Here is a 21009-nt window from a genome sequence, read left to right on the forward strand (position 1 = left end):
CATATTCAATATGATCTATTTTAAAAAATATTTCTCTCCTAATTACTTACAAAAGTACTCATTCCTCTTTCCTATTTACACTCGCTTAAACTACAAATCCATATACTATTATAATTAACCAACTTAACACCTATTTAATATTGAGGAAACAAACTATTAATCATTCAATGATAATGAGTTAACATACTTTTTCTGTTTTCTAGACATCTTTGTATCAAACAATATAAAAAACTATATTACACATGAAAAAATTATTAAGAGCAGGATTCAGTATTGCATTAGTTACATTAACATTAGCAAGTTGTTCATCAAGTGATGATAATAACGGAGGAGGAACGACAGATCCTGGAACAACTACTCCAGGTCTAAAAGGAGACATATTAGGTGGAGAACTTAAAAAAGGAGATAAACTAAGCTTAGAAGCAAACAAAACATATAAATTAACTTCTAAATTAATAGTAAACGATGGAGCTACTTTAAACATCCCAGAAGGAGTTAAAATTATTGGAGAAGGTGGTACTTCTGCATATATCGCAGTAGGACAAGGAGGAAAAATCTATGTAGAAGGAAAACAAAACAATCCTGTAATAATGACAGGTGTAGAGAAAAGTAGAGGAAACTGGGGAGGTCTAGTAATCTGTGGAAAAGCACCTATTAACAAAGCAGAAACAGCAACAGCTGAAGTATCAGACTTAACATACGGAGGTAAAGTAGCTAATGATAACTCAGGTTCTATTAAATATTTAAGAATCGAATACGCAGGAGCTAACTACAACGCTGAAAAAGAGTTCAATGGACTTTCTTTATTCGGAGTAGGAAGTGGGACTGTAATCCAATATGTACAAGCACACGAAGGGTCTGATGACGGATTTGAGTGGTTCGGAGGAACAGTTAGTGCACAATATTTAGTGTCTACTAATAATGATGATGATCAGTTTGACTGGACAGAAGGATGGTCAGGGAAAGAAAACAAATTCTGGTATTCAAAACAATCAGGTACAGCAGATAAAGGATTCGAAGCAGATAACAATTCTAAAAACAGAGCTGCAAACCCTTACTCTAATCCAACTATCGTAGGAGTAACATTATTACCTGCAGTAGACGGAAAAGGAACAGCAATGAAATTACGTGAAGGAACAAAAGGAAATATTTCTGATGTAGTAATCGGAGCTTATGCAACTGCATTCGACGTGGAACACGATGAGACTATTGCTAACGTTAAAGATGGTTCTTTAATCTTAAGCAATGTAAAACTTATCAATGTAGGTAAAGCTACATCTGGTAAAAATACTAAAGGAGATGCAGTAGATGTATCTAAAGTATTCACTGCTGGAGAGGCTAAAGGAGCAGGAAATGGAGTTGGTGTTCCAGAGTGGACTAAAGGTTGGACAGTAGGTCTATAGTAATACTAAGATAAAAATGTTAAAAAAAAGTGCTTATTTAAAAAAATAGGCACTTTTTTGTTTTTTTATGTCATTTTAAATAATTACTTTTATACCATAATTTTAGTTAGATGGCAAAAAAATACTTTTATATCATAATGTTCATTGCAATGCTAGGCGGAAGCACAGCATTTGCGCAAAGTGGTTTGCGCTATAATAATGAACCTCGATACGCTAATCAGAATATCGAAGGGCTATCTATTTACCCTAACCCAGCGGTTTCAAATGGTAAATTGTACATTGAGTCTACTAAAAATGAACCAAAAGAAGTAGAGCTTTACAATGTTGTAGGAAAAAAAGTATTTACAACTACTGTTAATAACAGAGAGTTGAACTTACCTTATAGTGTAAATGCTGGTATTTACATCATGAAGATAAAGGAAAGTAATGCTACTGCTACTAGAAAAATAGTAGTAAAATAAGAAATACATTTTAATGATTTTATATTCTTAAAAGAGTATCACTAAAGTGATGCTCTTTTTTTATTTGTATTTTTGTACTTAAATATAATAGACCGTGTTTAAACCTGAAGAAATCATCCAAATACAAACAAAAAAAGATTTTCATAGAGTAGCTATGAAAGTCTTTAGATTCCAGTATGAACATAATCCTGTTTATCAACAGTTCTGTAATCTTCTAAATAAAACTCCTGAGCAAGTCAAGACATTAACCGATGTACCTTTTCTACCTATCGAGTTCTTTAAAAGCAAAGATGTTTTATCTTCAATAGATCCCATAAAAATAACATTCACTAGTAGTGGTACTACCGGAATGATAACTAGTAAGCATCATGTGACTGATTTAGACTATTACGAATATAGCTTTAGAGCAGCATTCTCACACTTCTATGGAAATATCGAAGACTATGTTGTTTTAGCTCTTTTACCTGCTTATTTAGAAAGAGAAGGTTCTTCTCTAATCTATATGGTAGAAGATCTTATAGAAGGCTCTAATCAGCCTGAAAGTGGGTTTTATTTACACAACTATGAAGAATTAGCTAAAATGCTAATCGATTTAGATAAACAAGGTAAAAATGTCCTATTAATAGGTGTTACCTATGCCTTACTAGATATGATAGAAATGCAAAAGTTTAACCTTAGCAATACTATTATTATGGAGACTGGAGGTATGAAAGGTAGACGCAAAGAAATGATACGAGAAGAACTTCACCAAGTATTATGTGAAGGTTTCGGAGTATCTAAAATACACTCTGAGTATGGAATGACTGAACTATTATCTCAAGGCTATTCTTTTGGTGATGGTATCTTTGAATGTCCTCCATGGATGGATATCTTAACTCGTGATCCAGAAGACGCTTTAACCTATGTAGAAGAAGGCAAAACAGGCGGGGTCAATGTAATCGATTTAGCTAACCTTAATTCTTGTTCCTTTATCGCTACACAAGACTTAGGAAAAAAATATAAAGATGGTTCTTTCGAAATACTTGGAAGATTTGACCATTCTGACATAAGGGGTTGTAATCTTATGGTTGTATAATAAAAGAGCCTCATACATTTAAACGTATGAGGCTCTTTCTTATAATTACTTTTCTAAAAGATCTAATTTCTCTGCAAAATAATCACAGAAGTCTTTCATTGTTGCTGCCATCTTCTCATCTTCTGTAGCACGCTCAAATGTATCTGACATTGCCACTAATGTTTGATGAAAGAACTTTTTCATCTCATCCACTGGCATATCCTTAGTCCACAAGTCTATACGCAATGTCTCTTTGGCTTTATGATCCCAGATAGATAATAACATTGCTTTAGAACTAGCTTTCTCAACACCGCCATCTTTAGCTGTCCAATACAACTTATCTGGTACTTTATTCTCGTCTAACTCTACTCTAATATTTATATCAGAAACGTGATTTTTACTCATTACTTCTTTGGTTTATACTTTGATTTTTCAAATATTTCTTTTGCATCCGTATTAAACAGATCATGCAAAGTTACATTATTATTTTGCATATACGCATTGACAATCTGCCAACCTAACCAAGCTCCAGTTCTCCCTGGGCTATCACCATCAATATCTAAATAATACTTAGAAAAAGGAGCAGCTGTAAGAAATCGACTACTCAACTTACTGTCTGTATCAAATAATAAATTATTCTCTATAAAATATCTCCACATCTCTGGCTCATTCTCCTGACACCACTGTATCTGCTCTAAAGTATACCCCATGATATAAGCATCATTAACTTTAGGCAACAACAGTTTTTTAGCGTATAATACCTTACCGTATTGTACCATACCTCCTAAGAAAGTACGATCTCTATTGCCTCCTATTTTCTGTAAAACGAAGCTTTCTGCTAAATCAGGTAATATCTGTGTGGGCTCAAAAGATGGTCTTAAATACTCAGGAAAACTAACATAGAAATGATGATCCTTCCCTAAATAAGTATCTAAAGCAATCAATGCTAACGAATCTGCATAAATAGCTTTTGCTGTCACATCCACTTCCGAGATTAATGTGATTACCTTTTTCTTCGAAGTCTCATGTGGATAATAATACTTTACATGTTTAAAGAAATCTTCTAATTGCTTTGGCAATTCACCTAAATCTTGGTATTTCTTCTCTACCTCTTCATTTAACTCAATGAATATAGTATCTTGTTTTTTCTTTATCCAAAACTCATCAGATAAATTCTCATTAAAGAAATACGGATACTGCTTTTTAATACTTGCTAGATCAGCATCTTCTGACTTGAAGAACTCCTGATCAAAGCGAGTAACAGTCATATCTATAGGAATAGCATTAATCTCTTTATCAAGTTCACTCTGCTTATCTCCACAGCTAGACCAAAAAACACAGCTCACTAGTAATACAGCACTAGATAAATTAGTAAATTTGGAAAAAGTCATTTTATCTTTTTTTATTTTCAATGTACAAATATAATAAGATAGATATCAACCTATTCCATAAATATTTAAAGTCATGGTAAACAACACTAAAATGAATACTTCAGCAGTAACAGATTATATCGTTAATTGGTTAAAAGAATATGCTCAGAATGCAAGAGTAAGTGGATATGTAATAGGAATATCAGGTGGTATTGATTCTGCGGTAACCTCAACACTATGCGCTATGACAGGACTACCGCTATTATGTGTTGAAATGCCAATTCATCAAGATTCCTCACAAGTATCAAGAGCAAAAGAACATATCTCTTTCTTACAAGAAAAGTTTACTAATGTAGCCTCTACTGTAGCAGACTTAACTTCGACATTTGAAACATTAAAAACAGCTGTTCCCTCTTCAGATGATGAAGCTATCTTAAACCTTACACTTGCCAACACACGTGCTAGATTGCGTATGACTACATTATACTACTATGCTGGACTACACAGAAGTCTAGTAGCAGGAACAGGAAATAAAGTAGAAGACTTCGGAGTTGGTTTCTTTACTAAATATGGTGATGGTGGTGTAGACGTAAGCCCTATAGCAGACTTAATGAAATCAGAAGTACGTGCTATCGGAGAGTACTTAGGAGTTCCTAGTAGTATTATAGTAGCTAAACCTACTGATGGATTATTTGGGGATGAGCGATCTGATGAAGATCAACTAGGTGCTAATTATGACGAACTAGAAATAGCTATGCTAGCACACGAAAAAGGAGCTAAAGCAGAAGACTTCACAGGAAGAGAAAAAGAAGTTTTTGAAATATATAGCAGATTAAATAGAATCAACCAGCATAAGATTAACCCTATACCTGTTTGTATAATTCCTATAGAAATCAAATAATTACTTACTAATATATTTTTTTATTATTAACTATATATTAAAAACAAATACCTTTGTTAAAAAATATTAGTTATGAAAAAGTTTTTATTGTTTTTACTTACCATATTATCAATATCCCTAGCAGGATGTTCTTCAGATGATGATTATTGTGGTAATGAAACCTATAGATCATTACAACTTAATGAGACACCTAATTTTAGCCCTTTAAATTTCTATGTAAAAGGACTCAAAGGAGATTCCTTTATTGTCATTAGAAATGAAAGAGATTTCCAAAATAGAGTGCATGGAGCTCAATACTATAGAAATGTTATAGATTGGAGATATGATGAGCTGATTATTGGACAAAAATATGAAGAGCGTTTCAGTAAAATTATTGACATATCAACATTCTATAAAGAAAGTTGTAATTACAACTTTCAAAACATTCTAAATGTAGAAATTAAAGTGAACAAAGGCTCTAGATATAATGGTTATATTACTTACCATACCATTGTTCCTAAAACAAAAAGTGAGCAATACGATGTAATAACTACTGTTCAATTCTATAATTAATACAAAAAGAGGCAATAGCCTCTTTTTTTAGTCTTCTATCGTTTTAAATCTTGATGTTACTTGACCTAATCTCTTAGAGAACATATTCATCAGACTTGTGTAATCCATAATTAGCGTAAGCATCTCATAAGATCTCTTCTCATCACTATCTTTCAGCTTTACCTTATACTTTTCTATCATGGTATTCAATAAGAACATTCTAAGAGTTAGAATAGTTTCTGTCACATATTGAGATACTCCCTGCTCCTTCTGTTTCACTATAATATTCTGAGACTCCCAATTGTGCAAAGCTTCCTTCTCATCCTCCATGATAATATTAGTCACTTCCTGAGCCATTTCTGGATCTAATGTCTTTAAATACTTCTCCAGATCCCAAGCGTTATGATGATAGTAATCCATAATATCTTTATAAATCACTTTGAACATTGGATTGGTTAACTGCACCTCATCCTCTTGCAAACTAAGATAAATACGTTCATAGACCTTCTGTTCTACTTTATGCTCTACCTCTATTACCTCATTGTCCTCATTCACATCTAATAAAAGCTCTATAAACAACTCTTCCATATTACCATACAACAGCAATATCTCGATGATCTTGCGTTCTAAATTATATTGTGGATCAATTGCTTCTTTTGGTTGTTGCTCTGAATGCACCACCTCCATCTGCTTTCTCTCCTGTGTATATTTCTTATTTGCCTCAGCTAATTCTTTTCGACCAATTTGAGCTAAAGAATTAAAGATTACATCCTCAGAAATATCCATTATACGAGCACATTCCTGCACATAGATTTCTCTCTGTATCTGATCAGGAATCTTAGAGATACTCTGTACCATATCTCTAATTAACTCTGCTTTCTTAATAGGGTCATTCTTCGCCTCCCCCATTAATAGATTAGCCTTATAACGGATAAAGTCTGTAGCATTATTCTTGAAATACTCGTCTAGCTGTTCTTTAGAATGCTTTCGAGCAAAACTATCTGGGTCTTCTCCATCAGGCAAAGGACATACGCGTACGTTCATCCCTGCCTCTAATATCAAGTCTACCCCTCTAAGAGAAGCCCGAATACCTGCAGCATCCCCATCAAATAACATCGTGATATTCTTAGTCAATCGACTAATCAAACGTATTTGGTCAGGCGTTAATGCAGTACCCGAAGAAGCCACGACATTCTTTATACCAGTCTGATGCATCTGTATAACATCGGTATATCCTTCTACTAAGAAACAGTTATCTTGTTTGGCAATTTCTTGTTTAGCATGATAGATACCATATAGTACCTTACTCTTGTGATAGATATCACTTTCAGGAGAGTTTAGGTATTTAGCAGCTTTCTTATCAGTAATAAGAATACGTCCTCCGAATCCTAATACTCGACCGGACATACTCTGAATAGGAAACATAACTCTTCCCTTAAATCGGTCAAACTTACGGTCTTCTTTTACAATGGTAAGCCCTGTTTTCTCTAAGTATTCTAAAGAATATCCCTTCTGAAGAGCTGCATCTGTGAAAGCACTCCACTGATCTGGAGAATACCCTAATCCGAACTCTTTAATTGTCTCTTGAGTAAAACCACGCTCTTTAAAGTAGGTCATTCCTATTGCCTTACCTTCTTCCGCATTGAACAATGTCTCTTCAAAGTACTTCTTCGCAAACTCAGACACGATGAACATACTCTCCTTTTCATTCAGTTGCTCTTTCTCCTCATCGCTCTGTTCTGTCTCTTCTATTTCGATACCATATTTCTTTGCTAAATATCGTATTGCCTCAGGATAAGAGAAGTGTTCATGCTCCATAATAAAGCTAATCGCATTACCTCCCTTTCCAGAACTAAAGTCTTTCCATATTTGCTTCACAGGTGACACCATAAATGACGGAGTCTTCTCGTTTACGAAAGGACTTAAGCCTTTGTAATTACTCCCTGACTTTTTCAGAGTTACAAAGTCTCCTATCACCTCCTCTACACGAGCAGCGTCAAATACAGCATCTATGGTACTTTTGGAAATCATATACTTACTTTAGTTCATTTATATCTCAATATATAGAATTATTGCGATATACACTCATTTATGGCAAGTGCAAAGGTAAAAGAAAAGGAGTTGTTTCTAGAATAAATCATCTAAAAACAATTCCCTATAACCTAACTATTCATTTTGTATGTAATTTATAAATCTACTCTTACACCAAATGACCACATATTTTGCTTAATATCATTGTGTTTAAACATTGGTGTCAATTCATATTGAGCAAATAAACTCCAATCCCCATTACCAACATAAGCACCTACTCCATATCTCACCTTATTAATATCTAAGTCCGTCTTCTCCTTAGTTCTAAACTCATGGCCTTCATCAGTGTATCTGTATACTTGATAAGTATCTTTGCGATTAAGATTCACAAACCCTCCTATACCTACTCTCCAAGTTTCTTGGCTTCTAAAATAAGTTCTACCAGTCTTCTCATTTACCTTAGGTTTTGAAAAATCAAACTCTAAATAAACAGGTATTTGTACAGAACGTATTGCCAGTCTATTCTTACGCAAATCTTTATCATGTTCTATAATAGCTACTTGACCATCAGCTTGTTTTTCAAAATAACGGTGCTCTGTTGGCTTTAGATTATTATACTCTAATAAAACTCCATACCTCAGGTGTAATAAATTACTCTCTTTCAATAAACGTCTATTAATATTAAATCCCCATTGAATAAAATTAGAAGATACATAGCGAATATCTGAATTAGCAAAAGCTCCTTCTGTTGCTAAATTACTCATCCCATAAGCAAATTGGATCTGAAACCTATTGCGTCTATCACCTACTATTCTATTACCTCTCTGTATATAGTTTTTTCTACCAATCACAATTGCAGAGCCCGACTGATCTCCATCAACCCCCTCATAGAATTGTCCTGATTTAATCGAATACTGTACATGACTCTGAACAGTGTTATATAAACTATCATTCAGATTATTTATAGTGTTTTCTAATCGAGTAGACGACTCTAAAGCTAATTTACTTTTGAGCTCTTGTGCTTCTTCTTCTGTAAGCTTCTTTTTCTCCACTAACACATTTAGTGAATCTACTTTAATCTTTAAATCTTCTTTTTCAGATACTGTAGTATTCTGAATCTTTACAGCAATACTATTTACCTCTCTATTGAATTTTTTCACTTGCCCATACATACCTAAAGTAGCAAATAGCGCAAGAGCCATAACTAATGTATTCTTTTGTTTCATAATTGACTAATTAGATCGTTCTACAATCACTTTTTTGGTCTTGTCATAAATCTTCTTGATTACAGATTCTCTGTACTCAATCTCTATCTCCCCCTCCACTTGATTTAATAAATCATCACTATTCACCACTATTCTCTTCGAAGGCTTATTCATTACCGGTCCTATGAATACCTCTTGTAGGTTTTGTGGCTTTAATGGACTTATTGTATCTACCATTATATTATCATTTGCTAATTGCTTATGTTCTTGTTTCAGTGTATTAAGTTCTTCCTTTGTTATCACAGGAGATGTCCTAGGTGCAGTTATTTTCTCTTGATTATAGATTGTATCTGCTTTGGGTGTTTCTTGTTCTACTAATGTATTTTCAACCTCTTTCACAGTAGGCAACTCTATAGAAGGTGTTACCTTATTATCTACATCAGTAGTTATAAATTGTACTACTGAGAATCCCCCTATCAATAAACTAGCTGCTAATCCTATCCACCACTTCACATTAGACTTATTCTTCGCTTTAGCCTGCTGATCTAATTGAGAAGATAGTTTATCCCACGCTTGAGAAGAAGGAGCTATCTCTCTATCTGCTAAACTGTCTTTCCACTGTTTATCTATTTTATTCCATTCCATACCCCTTGTGTTTTTAAGATTGCTAATTGCTGTTGTAGTAATTTTCTAGCCTGTGCTAACTGAGATTTAGATGTTCCCTCTTGTATTTTTAATAATTCTGCTATCTCTTGATGTTTATACCCTTCTACTACATATAAATTAAACACCGATCTACACCCTTCTGGTAACTGATCTATTAGTAGCTGTATATCCTCAATAGATAATTCGATATCATCTTCTACAACTTCTTCTTTTACCTCAACATCTTCTATACAATGAAAGCTCTTCTGTGCACGTAAAAAAGAAATAGATTCATTCACCATAATACGTCTTATCCATCCCTCAAAGTTGCCTCTATTCTCGAATTTATCTATATTCGTAAAGACTTTCATAAAACCAGCTATCATCACATCTTCTGCATAGTGAATGTCCTTAATATACTGTCTACAGACAGAGAGCATCTTAGCAGACACAAGTTCATAGACCTCCTTCTGTGCAACTCTTTTATGAGCACACAGATCATCTATATAATCTTCTAATTTCTTTTTGTGTAGCCTTATCAACTTCATAGTTGCAATCTTCTATTACTTAAATACAACATCTAACCTCTTTACTGAAAGAAGTTTAAAATGTACATAATAAACTGGATTATAACTGAAGTGACAAATAAAATAATACCTTTCATAATACTTAGAATTGCTTATCTATATACATAGACGCAATTCTAAATAAAAAGGTTGTAAGGAAAGTGAAAAAAATTACTTTTTTCTTTCTATAACATAATTCACCATCGTGAACAGAGCTTCTCTATAAGTAGATTCTGGAAACTCCTGTAGTATATTTAAAGCCTCTTGTTGATACTCTACCATCTTAGTAGTAGCGTATTCTAGACCTCCTTTTTGTTTGACGAATGCGATAACCTCTTTCACACGTCTTTTATCCTCATTGTGATTTTTAACAGAGTTAATCAACCACTTTTTCTCTTTAGGCTCTGAGGTATTCAAAGCATAAATAAGAGGAAGTGTCATCTTTTGTTCTTTGATATCAATACCTGTCGGCTTACCAATAGGCCCATCCGTATAGTCAAATAAATCATCCTTTATCTGGAATGCCATACCGATTAACTCTCCGAACTTACGCATCTTCTCTATAAGTTCCGCATTATCTGGATCAACAGCAGCAGCTCCTAATGAACAACAAGCCGCAATCAATGTAGCAGTCTTCTGACGAATGATCTCATAATACACCTCTTCTGTAATGTCTAATCGTCTCGCTTTCTCTATCTGAAGTAATTCTCCCTCACTCATCTCACGTACAGCCACTGAGATAATTCGAAGTAAATCAAAATCACCGTTATCAATAGACAATAAAAGTCCTTTTGCTAATAGGTAATCACCTACTAACACGGCTATCTTATTCTTCCATAAAGCATTAAGGGAAAAGAAACCTCTACGTTTATTACTATCATCTACTACATCATCGTGTACTAGAGTAGCAGTATGGATTAACTCTATAACAGATGCTCCTCGATAAGTACGCTCATTAACCTCACCTGCCACCATCTTCGCTACTAGAAATACAAACATAGGGCGCATCTGCTTCCCTTTTCTATTTACAATGTAGTAAGTGATTCTGTTTAGTAAGGCTACCTTAGTAGTCATTGAGTTGCGGAACTTCTTTTCAAAAAGCTCCATCTCATTCTGTATAGGTTGTTTTATTTGCTGTACTATGTTCATTGCACCCAAAAATACGACTTTTTTATATCATTCGATAGTTTCCCTCAAATAGAAATCATTAAGAAATTGCTAAACAATTCTTTACGTAATTTCCTCTAAACTAAACTTATGATTTATTAGCCAACTGACCACAAGCTGCATCAATATCTTTACCACGACTACGACGTACCACTACAGTGATATCATTCTTCTCTAAAGCTGCTATATAGCTATTCGTAGCACGTTCATCTGCTTGTTGGAACTCTCCATCATCGATAGGGTTGTACTCAATCAAGTTTACTTTACACGGTACATACTTACAGAACTTCACTAATGCATCCACAGAAGCTTTGTCATCGTTAATTCCTTTCCAAATCACATACTCATACGTAACGCGACTCTTCGTCTTACTATACCAGTACTGAAGTGATTCACGCAACTCCGTTAATGGGAAATTCTTAGTAAAAGGCATAATACGATTACGTGTCTCTTCGATAGCAGAGTGTAAAGACACTGCCAACTTAAACTTCACACCATCATCTGCCAACTTCTTGATCATCTTAGGCAATCCTGAAGTAGACACTGTGATACGCTTAGGAGACATCCCTAGCCCTTCTTCAGAAGTAATCTTCTCAATGGCTTTCTGTACGTTATTATAATTCATTAACGGCTCACCCATTCCCATAAACACAATATTAGACAACGGGTGTCCATGATTCTGTCTACTTTGTTGGTCGATTGTTAATACTTGATCATAAATCTCATCAGGATTCAAGTTACGCATACGCTTAAGGCGAGCAGTAGCACAGAACTCACAGTCTAAACTACACCCTACCTGAGAAGATACACAGGCTGTAGTACGTGTTTCTGTAGGAATCAAAACAGACTCTACGATAAGACCATCGTGTAACTTCACACCATTCTTGATAGTACCATCAGTACTTACCTGCATACTATCTACTTTGATATGATTAATTACGAAGTTAGCATCTAGCATCTCACGGGTAGCCAATGATAAGTTACTCATATCCTCAAAGCTATGAGCCCCTTTACTCCATAACCACTCGTACACTTGGTTTCCTCTAAATGCCTTATCTCCCTGAGAAACAAAGAAATCCCTTAATTGTTCCTTAGATAAACTTCTGATGTCTTTTTTGTCTATTTGCATGGCGCAAAGTTAATCTCAAATTATCCGACTGCCAAATACTGTAATAAAATTATAACAATAATGTAAGGAACAATCAATTAGGAACTAGTGTACTGTATAACCAACTAGTATCCACAAAAGCTAGTCATTCTTAACCGTCCACCGTAAACTGTCAACTGTTAACTGTCAACTGTCAACTGTTAACTGTTAACTGTTAACCTTTAACCGTCATCTTCTTCACGGCCAGCACATGTTTACACATCCCTCTATCTCCTTGGTACTTACCATACCACTCACAAGTACATCGCTCTTGGTCACCATCTAAGATTACCGTATGTCTCACACCACCAGTTCCCTCTACACGAGCTTCTACCCGTCCATTAGCATTGCTAATAATCTCTACTTTATTCTCAGCTATTAGTTTCTCAGCATTCTTTAGGCGAGGATTTAGACTTAGGATACGCTCTAGCTTAAAGGGCAATCTTCTATAAAAGAAAGCATTGTCATCTAAATCAAACCCTAATAATCCCATAGCGGCTAATCGCCCTGTCAGACTATCTGCATCAGTGAAACTCATCCCTTCTTCCATCGCAAACATCGTCGGATTAAAGCGTTGATTCGCATAAGCATACTTATCCATCGCATCTATCCACTCGTCATCCACATCCTCTATTAACGACTCTAATGCTGCTCCCTCTCCCGAAAACCCTCTAAAAGCTTCACGAGATAAAGACAAACTAAATCGAATATCTCCAAAATACAACTGCCAAGTGGTGCTCTGCATATTCGGATGAGGAAAGACCTGCATATAATCCATATAAGGCAATAGAAGTTCTAACAATCTCAAGCGATAAATACCTCCTACACAGACTGCATTAGCAGACTTAACAGGTGTAAACACAGGCATATTACCACGTACAGTTAAGTAATAATCTGTCTTGATCGCCCCTTTCGGAATACCTCTAAACAGTTGTTGTGTCTGTATTTTATTAAACGTATGTACTTTCTCTGCCTTAGACAGATAGATCTGTACCGTACTCAGTCCCTTAATCCACTTAATCGGAAGAGGTACTTTGCGTTCCACTATTTTCTTATCCTCAGTCTGAATACTAACCTCTTTCTGACCTATTGACAGCAGTACATTCTCCTTTTGCTTAATACTATTCAGTGCAGTAAGCATCGGTTGGTTAAAGTCTACATTCGTAGTCCCATTCTCTAAGAACTCCCCATCTAACCCATCAGGCAATACATCTACACGAGCGTACACTCCTGCACAGTGAGAGAATCCTTCGAATCGCACTCTACCATCCCCAGCTGTAGCAATAGGGTCTTTTAGCTTAGCCAGATCAGCAGGAGATAAATTAAAACTAGACTGCACCACATTAGACAACGTGATTAAACAACGTGCCATAATAAAAGGATCCTTCACATTACCCCAAAAAAAGCATGGAGCATCAGTCTTCTTCTGTATCTCACTGTACTTCGCTAAGAATAATTCGTCCCCTCCCTTGCCTTTCGTTAAGCTAGAAGGGGTATTGTATATATAAGATAATAGGTCGTTCATGGTACTTACAAATGAGTAAGCAAGGTACTAAAATTCATAGAAATATAACCTTCTAGAACTGTACACATCTGTTCTCTTATTTTAAAAAAAGGCAATTACTCTTTGATAATAAACCCATTACACATTATCTTTGCCCATTATGCAGCAATAGTAAAATAACATTCCGAATCACAGTCGCACCCTACAGCGTAGTAAGTGGCTCAGTTTATTTAAGCGTACCCCACCTTTAGGGTACCGTTATTTTATTATATATACTTATGCAATCAAACAAGATTAACAGCATCGTAATATTCATTACGATCACCATTATATTAGACAGTGCTGGCTTCGGTATTATCTTTCCAGTATTACCAGAACTATTAGAACACGTACTACATGCTGACCTCAGCACAGCAGCGAAGTACGGAGGTGTACTTACGTTAGCTTACGCCTTTATGCAATTTATCTTTGCACCAATCTTAGGGATTATTAGCGATCGTTATGGACGTAGACGAGTATTATTACTTTCTCTTTTTGGATTCTCTATAGACTGTTTTATTATGGCATTTGCTCATAGTTATTGGTTACTATTCATCAGTCGGCTTATCGCCGGAGTGACAGGTGCTACCTTTGCCGTGGCATCAGCTACGATTACAGATGTAACGGATGAAGATAACAGAACGAAATACTTTGGCTATTTAAATGCAGCTTTCAATATTGGCTTTATCCTAGGCCCTTTAGTAGGAGGATTATTAGGAGAATATCATTTTACCTACCCTTTTTACTTTGCGGGAATATTAGGTTTATTAAATGTTATTTATGGGTATTTCTTCTTTCCAGAAACCAATACTTCACGTTCACTAAAGCGATTATCACTAAAAGAAATCTCCCCTTTACAATCTCTAAAAAGTATCAAACGCTTTAAACAACTAAGTGTATTGTTTATTGTATTCTTTTTACTTTCGGCTGCATCACATAGCATGGAGAGTACGTGGTCATTCTATACCATGATACAGTTTGACTGGAGTAAACAGCAAGTAGGAATCTCACTAACCATTATAGGCATCATAGGTTTCTTAGTACAAGCATACCTATTGCAATACTTGTCTACTAAACTATCAGACCAAAGACTTGTCTACATCGGTTTATTAACCAGCTTTATAGGATTACTCTTATTGAGTTATTGTGTTACTGAAATACAACTCTGGGTAGGTATCACATTATACTTACTAGGAAGTATACAACAGACAGGTTTTCAGTCTATGCTCTCTAAGTCACTAAATCAGCAACATCAAGGAGAACTACAAGGGGTATTAGGAAGCCTTAACGGATTAACGACTATTGTGGCTCCACCAGTATTTACCTATTGTTTCTACCTATACACACAGGACAATACCTTACCATACTTACCTGGTATAGCCTTTGCTATAGCAGCTTTATTACTCCTAATTAGCTTATTACTACTCTTGAGACATAAGAAGTAAGTTTTAAAAAAACAGCCCTATTCTAATAAAGAATAGGGCTACTTATATTATTCTTCAGGTTTAAAACTCTGTTCTATTCCTTGATACCTTTTTACTATTACATCAAACTGAGCATTCTCTTTATGTACTAACAACGAAGTATAGATTTTACGACCATCAATATCCAAAACCTTATCAAATTTATACAAACCTAGCGAGTTAAATTGAACAAACCATTTATTAAACAGTATAGAACGTCCTAGTGCTTTATTATCATTATTATCGCATACATATACAAGAACCTTATGTCTATCCGATAAAAAGAATTTAACCACAATATCTCGAATGGTATGAGCTATCTCATCATCAAATCCTTTATTATTACTTTGATCACTCTTAATCTGTTCTAATATAATTTGATAAACGTTCTCTATTAATCCATCCTCATCAAAATCTAAAGTAAAGTCTTCCAAAAAAGATACACCATAAGACACTCCTTTATCTGTAATAAAAGAATACATACCTATTTGATCATTCCAATAGAACTGATAAGCCATCAATCTTACTAAAAAGGTTTAACCAACTTAACCCCTCTTTCTACTAATTCCATTCTAGTGATTTTTCCTTTCATATAAGCCCTAACTTGATTTTTATTCTCTACCAAGTTCTTTACTGTATTAATAGTCTCTGTCTTCTTCATAACTTCTCATTTACCCTACAAATCTACGACAATTATTATTTTCAAAACATTAAAATTCAAATATTTAGAATTCATATACACAAATCATTAGGCTACTTACCTTGGTTGTAAAGTAACCTCCTTTGCCTGTTGGGAGACACAGAACAGAGCCTTAAAAAAACATCTGTTTGACACCGTTAGTGAATGAGACATTCCTAATTCTAAATTCCCAATTAAAAAAAGCCGATACTGTCGCTAGTATCGGCTTTTCATTGTCGTCTATAAATTGTTAGTTTATCCTTGTTTTAAAAGTTAGGTTTATGAATAATCACATGCCATAGGCACACATTCGTAATTCCTAACTCTCAATTCCTAATTGATTACTATAAATCTGCGAAGAAGTCATTTCCTTTATCATCCGTGATGATGAAGGCAGGGAAGTCTTTCACTACGATCTTACGTACAGCTTCCATTCCTAATTCTGGGAAGTCAACCACTTCTACGCTTAAGATATTCTCTTTTGCAAGGATAGCAGCTGGTCCTCCAATAGAACCTAGGTAAAAACCACCGTGTTTTTTACACGCGTCAGTTACTGCCTGACTACGGTTACCTTTCGCTAGCATAATCATACTTCCACCTACCGCTTGGAAACTATCTACATAAGGGTCCATACGCCCTGCTGTAGTTGGTCCAAAGCTTCCTGATGGCATACCATCTGGAGTCTTAGCTGGCCCTGCATAGTACACTGGGTGATTCTTGAAGTATTCTGGCATCTCTTGTCCATTGTCTAACATCTCTTGGATCTTAGCGTGAGCGATGTCGCGCGCCACGATAACAGTTCCGTTTAACATTACACGAGTTTTGATAGGATGCTTCGTTAACTCTGCTAATTGTTCTTTCATTGGCTTGTCCAAGTCGATTACCACAGGCTCTTCTAAGTGAGGAGCTACAGCAGGTAAGAAGCGTCCTGGATCAGTCTCTAACTGTTCTACGAATAATCCCTCTGCAGTGATTTTCGCTTTTATATTTCTATCTGCCGAACAAGATACTCCTAATCCTACAGGACATGAAGCAGCGTGGCGAGGAAGACGGATCACACGTACATCATGAGTAAAGTATTTACCCCCGAACTGTGCTCCAATCTTAGACTCTTGACAGATTAATTGTAATTTTTTCTCCCACTCTAAGTCACGGAACGCTTGACCTCCCATATTACCAGAAGTAGGTAAGTTATCATAGTATCCAGCAGATGCTTTCTTTACAGCTGCTAAGTTTGCCTCAGCAGATGTACCACCGATCACTAATGCTAAGTGATATGGAGGACAGGCAGCAGTACCTAGATCCATGATTTTCTCTTTGATAAATTCGGTTAGGTTTTTATCATTAAGAAGAGATTTTGTTTTTTGGTATAAGAACGTCTTGTTAGCAGATCCTCCACCTTTCGCTAAGAATAAGAACTCATATTTAGCTCCTTGTGTAGCATAGATATCGATCTGTGCTGGTAAGTTAGAACCTGAGTTTTTCTCCTCAAACATACTGATAGGTACGATCTGAGAGTAACGCAAGTTTTTCTTTTGGTATGTTTCGAAGATACCTTTAGATAAACTCTCGGCATCATTCGATCCCGTATATACGTTTTCTCCTTTTTTTGCCACTACGATAGCAGTACCTGTATCTTGACAAGAAGGCAATTGTCCTTCTACTGCTACTTTTGCATTTTGTAATAAGTTATAAGCTACAAAACGATCGTTATCTGTCGCTTCCGGATCGTCTAGGATAGCTTTTAATTTTTCTAAGTGCGATGTTCTTAACATGAATGACACATCTGTCATCGCTGTCTCAGCAATCATCTCAATCGCTTTAGGATCAACCACTAATATCTCTCTATCTCCTAATTTTTCTACTTTTACATAGTCAGAAGAAATCTTTTTGTACTGCGTATCATCTTTCTGAATCGGATACGGATCTTGATATATGAAGTCCATTGAATTGTTAGTTTATTTTTGTTTAGTAAAATTACTAATTAAAGTCCTTATAAAATCGTAGAATGCTTCTAAATAGCCAGTGTTTATAAGGGATATAGATCATTTACACTTTACAGATTAATATTAGAACTCTTCATTTTATTTCTCTAAGAATGAGCACTTTCTTCGCATATTAGACAACAATTTTATATTCTCTTTTTATAATATGTAGCACTATCTTATTCTTTCACTTCATATCACATTAATAATAAGCACATTACTATACTTTCTATTCTAATTCCCTTTTACTCACTTTTACGCTCCTTCCACTTGCTCACTATATGATACCTATATGATGGGATAGTGATAGGCTATTTTTGGTACTTTTAAGCCGACCAAATGCCCATCACTAGCCGACCACATACCGACCACCCCCTAATAAATAGTATTTTATTCCCATTTATCATCCAATATAGTCTGAATTGCATTTTATATTAAAGAGTAAAATCTATCGCTTATTGAATATAAAAAAGCCTTGAATCTAGTGACTCAAGGCTTTTCGATATCTTACTGTTTATTTATTATCTACAAACTACGCATATAAGCAATAAGCGCTTCCATTTCTAGATCGCTAAACTTCTTTGTTATCTCTAAGTTAGCTTGCATAATGATAAACTGAGACGGATCAACTATAGCTTCCTCATTTCCTCTCAAGAAAGAAACTAGATCAGCGTTGTGTTTATCATACACTTGTAATATTTCTTTGACACTAGGTCCTATTATTTTTTTATCTGTCTGATGGCAAGAAGCACAGTTCCCTTTTCCTTTAAAGATGTCTTCACCTAGTTTGATTTTTTCAGACATAGTCATTTCTGCTACTTCTCCTCTCTCTGATTCGTACACAGCCTCAGGTTGTGTTTTCTCATCCTTACCGCCACATGCTACTACACTAATAGCAGCAAGAAGTAGTAAACTAGTTTTTATAATTTTTGTCATTGTTGTTGTTTATTTATTTCCATCAAAAATAGAGAAACAAAATGAACATTATAGTATACAAAACAGTCCTTTTAGTGCAATAAACGGACAAATAATATATAATAGACTTTATATCGTTTAGTCAAAATCTATAAAATCATCTATCGTCAGGTAGTAATCTAATGCCATGATGAGCTCTTCTACCGTCACTGTAGGTTTCTGGCTCACTGCTAAGTCTACTACATCTTGTATATCTTCATCAGAGCACAGATACCACATATCTAGTTCTGTAACAGCGTCTGGATATATCTCTTCATCAACCTCTGTCACCTCAACAGGATCACCAACATAAATCTCTAATTCTACATCTGCCTCATCTTCTACAGCATAAATAGCATACTGATAGGCCGGATCATACTCCGTAATTCTTTCTTTTCGATCTTTAACAAGTAAGATAAACTCTGCTAATCGATATGTTTTATTTTTAAAATCAGGCGTCATATATTCTATAATTTTACTAGTGGATAAAGTTAAAACACTTCTTACTACTATTTAGAAAAAAAGTTATCAATAGCTTATAATGAAAAAAGCTCGTTGACAAAATCAACGAGCTTCTTCTATTTATAGTACTTATTCTAACTATTTATTCAATAGAATAGACGCTTCTTTAGCGAAGTATGTTGAGATAATACTTGCTCCAGCGCGTTTGATACAAGTTAATTGTTCCATCATGATCTGATCGTGGTCAAGCCATCCTCTCTCTGATGCAGCCTTTACCATAGCGTACTCTCCAGATACTTGGTACACAGCTACAGGCACATTCACAGCGTCTTTCACTTCACGTACGATATCTAAATAAGCCATACCAGGTTTTACCATAAGGATATCTGCTCCTTCTTCTACATCATATAACGCCTCTTTTACAGCTTCGATACGGTTAGCATAGTCCATTTGGTATGTTTTTTTGTCTTTTGGTATCTCTACATCTGCTCTCGGTGCGCTGTCTAGTGCATCTCGGAATGGTCCGTAGAATGCAGATGCATACTTAGCAGAATAACTCATAATACCTACATTCGTAAATCCTGATTGGTCTAATGCTTCACGCATACGCAAGATACGTCCGTCCATCATATCACTAGGTGCTACGAAGTCTGCTCCTGCCTCTGCATGAGATACACTCATCTTCGTCAATGCATCTACTGTAGGGTCATTCACTACTACTCCATTCTCGATAATACCATCGTGCCCGTATATAGAATATGGGTCTAATGCTACGTCTGGCATTACGATCATACCTGGACATGCATCTTTTATCGCTTTGATAGCAGTCTGCATTAATCCATTAGGATTCCATGCTTCTGTACCTGCATTGTCTTTTAAGTGATCACTTACTTTTACATAGATATTCACTGCGCGAATACCTAATGCATAAAGCTCTTTTACTTCCTTTACTGTCAAATCCACAGAACGTCTAAACATACCTGGCATCGAAGGAATAGCTTCTTGTACATTAGTCCCTTCTGCTATAAACATAGGGAACATAAAATCTTGTGGAGTCACGATAGTCTCTCTTACCAAACTACGAATAGACTCATTTGTTCTTAATCTTCTACCTCTTTGTAATGGAAACATAATTATTTTTGGTTTACGGTGAACGGTTTACAGTTTACAGTTGCTCTCGACATCTATAAACAGAACGTTGACCTGTGTTCTTATTTTAGTTTACGGTGAACGGTTTACAGTTTACAGTTGCTTTCTACATCTATAAACAGACCGTTGACCTATGTTCTTATTTTGGTTTACGGTGAACGGTATACAGTTTACAGTTGCTCTCGACACCTATAAACAGACCGTTGACCTATGTTCTTATTTTGGTTTATGGTGAACTGTTTACAGTTTACAGTTGCTCTCGACATCTATAAACAGAACGTTGACCTGTGTTC

General features: G+C 35.4%; 21 protein-coding genes. 6 read left to right on the plus strand and 15 right to left on the minus strand.

Features of this window, described 5'->3' with window-relative positions:
- The first annotated feature begins 242 nt into the window (after positions 1-242).
- The 3 genes from AABL87_RS09995 (at position 243) to AABL87_RS10005 (ending at position 2939) form a co-directional block, all read left to right on the plus strand.
- The gene (locus AABL87_RS09995; RefSeq protein WP_006262330.1) at positions 243-1403 is read left to right on the plus strand and encodes a hypothetical protein; all 1161 of its coding nucleotides are present in this window, start codon (positions 243-245) and stop codon (positions 1401-1403) included.
- 149 nt (positions 1404-1552) lie between these two features.
- Positions 1553-1864 (plus strand): T9SS type A sorting domain-containing protein, encoded by a 312-nt coding sequence (locus AABL87_RS10000; protein WP_006259813.1) that lies wholly within the window; start codon positions 1553-1555, stop codon positions 1862-1864.
- Between the two features lie 94 nt (positions 1865-1958).
- The gene (locus AABL87_RS10005) at positions 1959-2939 is read left to right on the plus strand and encodes a LuxE/PaaK family acyltransferase (RefSeq protein WP_006259814.1); all 981 of its coding nucleotides are present in this window, start codon (positions 1959-1961) and stop codon (positions 2937-2939) included.
- Between the two features lie 45 nt (positions 2940-2984).
- On the opposite strand, the gene gldC is transcribed toward AABL87_RS10005, so the two are convergent.
- Both gldC and gldB read right to left on the minus strand, forming a co-directional pair.
- Positions 2985-3323 carry a gliding motility protein GldC gene (gene gldC / locus AABL87_RS10010; RefSeq protein ID WP_006262333.1) on the minus strand — a complete coding sequence of 113 codons (339 nt, stop codon included), beginning with the start codon at positions 3321-3323 and terminating at the stop codon, positions 2985-2987.
- Positions 3323-4309, minus strand: a complete 987-nt coding sequence (gene gldB, locus AABL87_RS10015) for a gliding motility lipoprotein GldB (RefSeq protein WP_006264550.1) — start codon at positions 4307-4309, stop codon at positions 3323-3325. The genes gldC and gldB overlap by 1 nt, the downstream gene beginning before the upstream one ends.
- Before the next feature lie 73 nt (positions 4310-4382).
- On the opposite strand from gldB, the gene nadE reads away from it, so the two are divergent.
- Together nadE and AABL87_RS10025 are read left to right on the plus strand one after the other, a co-directional pair.
- Positions 4383-5189: an NAD(+) synthase gene (gene nadE, locus AABL87_RS10020; protein ID WP_006259817.1), complete on the plus strand. Its 807-nt coding sequence runs from the start codon at positions 4383-4385 to the stop codon at positions 5187-5189.
- 72 nt (positions 5190-5261) lie between these two features.
- The gene (locus AABL87_RS10025; protein ID WP_225581617.1) at positions 5262-5741 is read left to right on the plus strand and encodes a hypothetical protein; all 480 of its coding nucleotides are present in this window, start codon (positions 5262-5264) and stop codon (positions 5739-5741) included.
- Positions 5742-5768: 27 nt separating this feature from the next.
- Here the strand turns inward: AABL87_RS10025 and dnaG are convergent, their stop codons facing one another.
- From dnaG to AABL87_RS10060, 7 genes are all read right to left on the minus strand, one after another.
- A complete protein-coding gene (gene dnaG, locus AABL87_RS10030) occupies positions 5769-7751 on the minus strand; it encodes a DNA primase (RefSeq protein WP_006259819.1) in 1983 nt (660 codons plus the stop codon).
- 155 nt (positions 7752-7906) lie between these two features.
- Positions 7907-8977: a hypothetical protein gene (locus tag AABL87_RS10035; RefSeq protein ID WP_341277283.1), complete on the minus strand. Its 1071-nt coding sequence runs from the start codon at positions 8975-8977 to the stop codon at positions 7907-7909.
- 6 nt (positions 8978-8983) lie between these two features.
- Positions 8984-9601, minus strand: a complete 618-nt coding sequence (locus AABL87_RS10040; RefSeq protein WP_006264546.1) for a hypothetical protein — start codon at positions 9599-9601, stop codon at positions 8984-8986.
- Positions 9583-10149 (minus strand): RNA polymerase sigma factor, encoded by a 567-nt coding sequence (locus AABL87_RS10045; protein ID WP_341277284.1) that lies wholly within the window; start codon positions 10147-10149, stop codon positions 9583-9585. Before AABL87_RS10045 ends, AABL87_RS10040 begins: the two co-directional genes overlap by 19 nt.
- A gap of 189 nt (positions 10150-10338) precedes the next feature.
- Positions 10339-11316, minus strand: coding sequence for a polyprenyl synthetase family protein (locus tag AABL87_RS10050; RefSeq protein ID WP_025124552.1), 978 nt, complete (start codon positions 11314-11316; stop codon positions 10339-10341).
- Positions 11317-11422: 106 nt separating this feature from the next.
- Positions 11423-12463 carry a 23S rRNA (adenine(2503)-C(2))-methyltransferase RlmN gene (rlmN, locus tag AABL87_RS10055; protein WP_006259821.1) on the minus strand — a complete coding sequence of 347 codons (1041 nt, stop codon included), beginning with the start codon at positions 12461-12463 and terminating at the stop codon, positions 11423-11425.
- Between the two features lie 193 nt (positions 12464-12656).
- A complete protein-coding gene (locus AABL87_RS10060) occupies positions 12657-14006 on the minus strand; it encodes an SWIM zinc finger family protein (protein WP_006264543.1) in 1350 nt (449 codons plus the stop codon).
- A 257-nt stretch (positions 14007-14263) separates the two neighbouring features.
- Here AABL87_RS10060 and AABL87_RS10065 point away from each other — a divergent pair, with 257 nt between their 5' ends.
- The gene (locus AABL87_RS10065; RefSeq protein WP_341277285.1) at positions 14264-15469 is read left to right on the plus strand and encodes a TCR/Tet family MFS transporter; all 1206 of its coding nucleotides are present in this window, start codon (positions 14264-14266) and stop codon (positions 15467-15469) included.
- A gap of 47 nt (positions 15470-15516) precedes the next feature.
- On the opposite strand, the gene AABL87_RS10070 is transcribed toward AABL87_RS10065, so the two are convergent.
- The 6 genes from AABL87_RS10070 to hemB all read right to left on the minus strand — a co-directional run bounded on the left by AABL87_RS10070 (position 15517) and on the right by hemB (position 20698).
- Positions 15517-16005 (minus strand): DUF6169 family protein, encoded by a 489-nt coding sequence (locus tag AABL87_RS10070; protein ID WP_341277286.1) that lies wholly within the window; start codon positions 16003-16005, stop codon positions 15517-15519.
- 8 nt (positions 16006-16013) lie between these two features.
- A complete protein-coding gene (locus tag AABL87_RS10075; RefSeq protein ID WP_006264540.1) occupies positions 16014-16148 on the minus strand; it encodes a hypothetical protein in 135 nt (44 codons plus the stop codon).
- A gap of 362 nt (positions 16149-16510) precedes the next feature.
- Entirely contained in the window at positions 16511-18112 is a 1602-nt protein-coding gene (locus AABL87_RS10080) for a fumarate hydratase (protein WP_006262344.1), read from the minus strand.
- A gap of 564 nt (positions 18113-18676) precedes the next feature.
- Positions 18677-19087: a c-type cytochrome gene (locus tag AABL87_RS10085; protein ID WP_006262345.1), complete on the minus strand. Its 411-nt coding sequence runs from the start codon at positions 19085-19087 to the stop codon at positions 18677-18679.
- 117 nt (positions 19088-19204) lie between these two features.
- The gene (locus AABL87_RS10090) at positions 19205-19567 is read right to left on the minus strand and encodes a DUF7716 domain-containing protein (protein WP_341277287.1); all 363 of its coding nucleotides are present in this window, start codon (positions 19565-19567) and stop codon (positions 19205-19207) included.
- Positions 19568-19705: 138 nt separating this feature from the next.
- Complete coding sequence (hemB, locus tag AABL87_RS10095) at positions 19706-20698, minus strand: porphobilinogen synthase (protein WP_006262347.1); 993 nt, start codon at positions 20696-20698, stop codon at positions 19706-19708.
- Between the last annotated feature and the right edge of the window lie 311 nt (positions 20699-21009).

This window comes from Myroides sp. C4067 (assembly GCF_038039665.1).
Classification (GTDB): domain Bacteria; phylum Bacteroidota; class Bacteroidia; order Flavobacteriales; family Flavobacteriaceae; genus Flavobacterium; species Flavobacterium odoratimimum.

Excerpts from the sequence above, each read along its gene's own strand:
- AABL87_RS09995 (WP_006262330.1), top strand. The coding sequence starts at position 243 with ATGAAAAAATTATTAAGAGCAGGATTCAGTATTGCATTAGTTACATTA.
- AABL87_RS10000 (WP_006259813.1), top strand. The coding sequence starts at position 1,553 with ATGCTAGGCGGAAGCACAGCATTTGCGCAAAGTGGTTTGCGCTATAAT.
- gldC (WP_006262333.1), bottom strand. The coding sequence starts at position 3,323 with ATGAGTAAAAATCACGTTTCTGATATAAATATTAGAGTAGAGTTAGAC.
- gldB (WP_006264550.1), bottom strand. The coding sequence starts at position 4,309 with ATGACTTTTTCCAAATTTACTAATTTATCTAGTGCTGTATTACTAGTG.
- nadE (WP_006259817.1), top strand. The coding sequence starts at position 4,383 with ATGGTAAACAACACTAAAATGAATACTTCAGCAGTAACAGATTATATC.
- AABL87_RS10025 (WP_225581617.1), top strand. The coding sequence starts at position 5,262 with ATGAAAAAGTTTTTATTGTTTTTACTTACCATATTATCAATATCCCTA.
- dnaG (WP_006259819.1), bottom strand. The coding sequence starts at position 7,751 with ATGATTTCCAAAAGTACCATAGATGCTGTATTTGACGCTGCTCGTGTA.
- AABL87_RS10035 (WP_341277283.1), bottom strand. The coding sequence starts at position 8,977 with ATGAAACAAAAGAATACATTAGTTATGGCTCTTGCGCTATTTGCTACT.
- AABL87_RS10040 (WP_006264546.1), bottom strand. The coding sequence starts at position 9,601 with ATGGAATGGAATAAAATAGATAAACAGTGGAAAGACAGTTTAGCAGAT.
- AABL87_RS10045 (WP_341277284.1), bottom strand. The coding sequence starts at position 10,149 with ATGAAGTTGATAAGGCTACACAAAAAGAAATTAGAAGATTATATAGAT.
- AABL87_RS10050 (WP_025124552.1), bottom strand. The coding sequence starts at position 11,316 with ATGAACATAGTACAGCAAATAAAACAACCTATACAGAATGAGATGGAG.
- rlmN (WP_006259821.1), bottom strand. The coding sequence starts at position 12,463 with ATGCAAATAGACAAAAAAGACATCAGAAGTTTATCTAAGGAACAATTA.
- AABL87_RS10060 (WP_006264543.1), bottom strand. The coding sequence starts at position 14,006 with ATGAACGACCTATTATCTTATATATACAATACCCCTTCTAGCTTAACG.
- AABL87_RS10065 (WP_341277285.1), top strand. The coding sequence starts at position 14,264 with ATGCAATCAAACAAGATTAACAGCATCGTAATATTCATTACGATCACC.
- AABL87_RS10070 (WP_341277286.1), bottom strand. The coding sequence starts at position 16,005 with ATGGCTTATCAGTTCTATTGGAATGATCAAATAGGTATGTATTCTTTT.
- AABL87_RS10075 (WP_006264540.1), bottom strand. The coding sequence starts at position 16,148 with ATGAAGAAGACAGAGACTATTAATACAGTAAAGAACTTGGTAGAGAAT.
- AABL87_RS10080 (WP_006262344.1), bottom strand. The coding sequence starts at position 18,112 with ATGGACTTCATATATCAAGATCCGTATCCGATTCAGAAAGATGATACG.
- AABL87_RS10085 (WP_006262345.1), bottom strand. The coding sequence starts at position 19,087 with ATGACAAAAATTATAAAAACTAGTTTACTACTTCTTGCTGCTATTAGT.
- AABL87_RS10090 (WP_341277287.1), bottom strand. The coding sequence starts at position 19,567 with ATGACGCCTGATTTTAAAAATAAAACATATCGATTAGCAGAGTTTATC.
- hemB (WP_006262347.1), bottom strand. The coding sequence starts at position 20,698 with ATGTTTCCATTACAAAGAGGTAGAAGATTAAGAACAAATGAGTCTATT.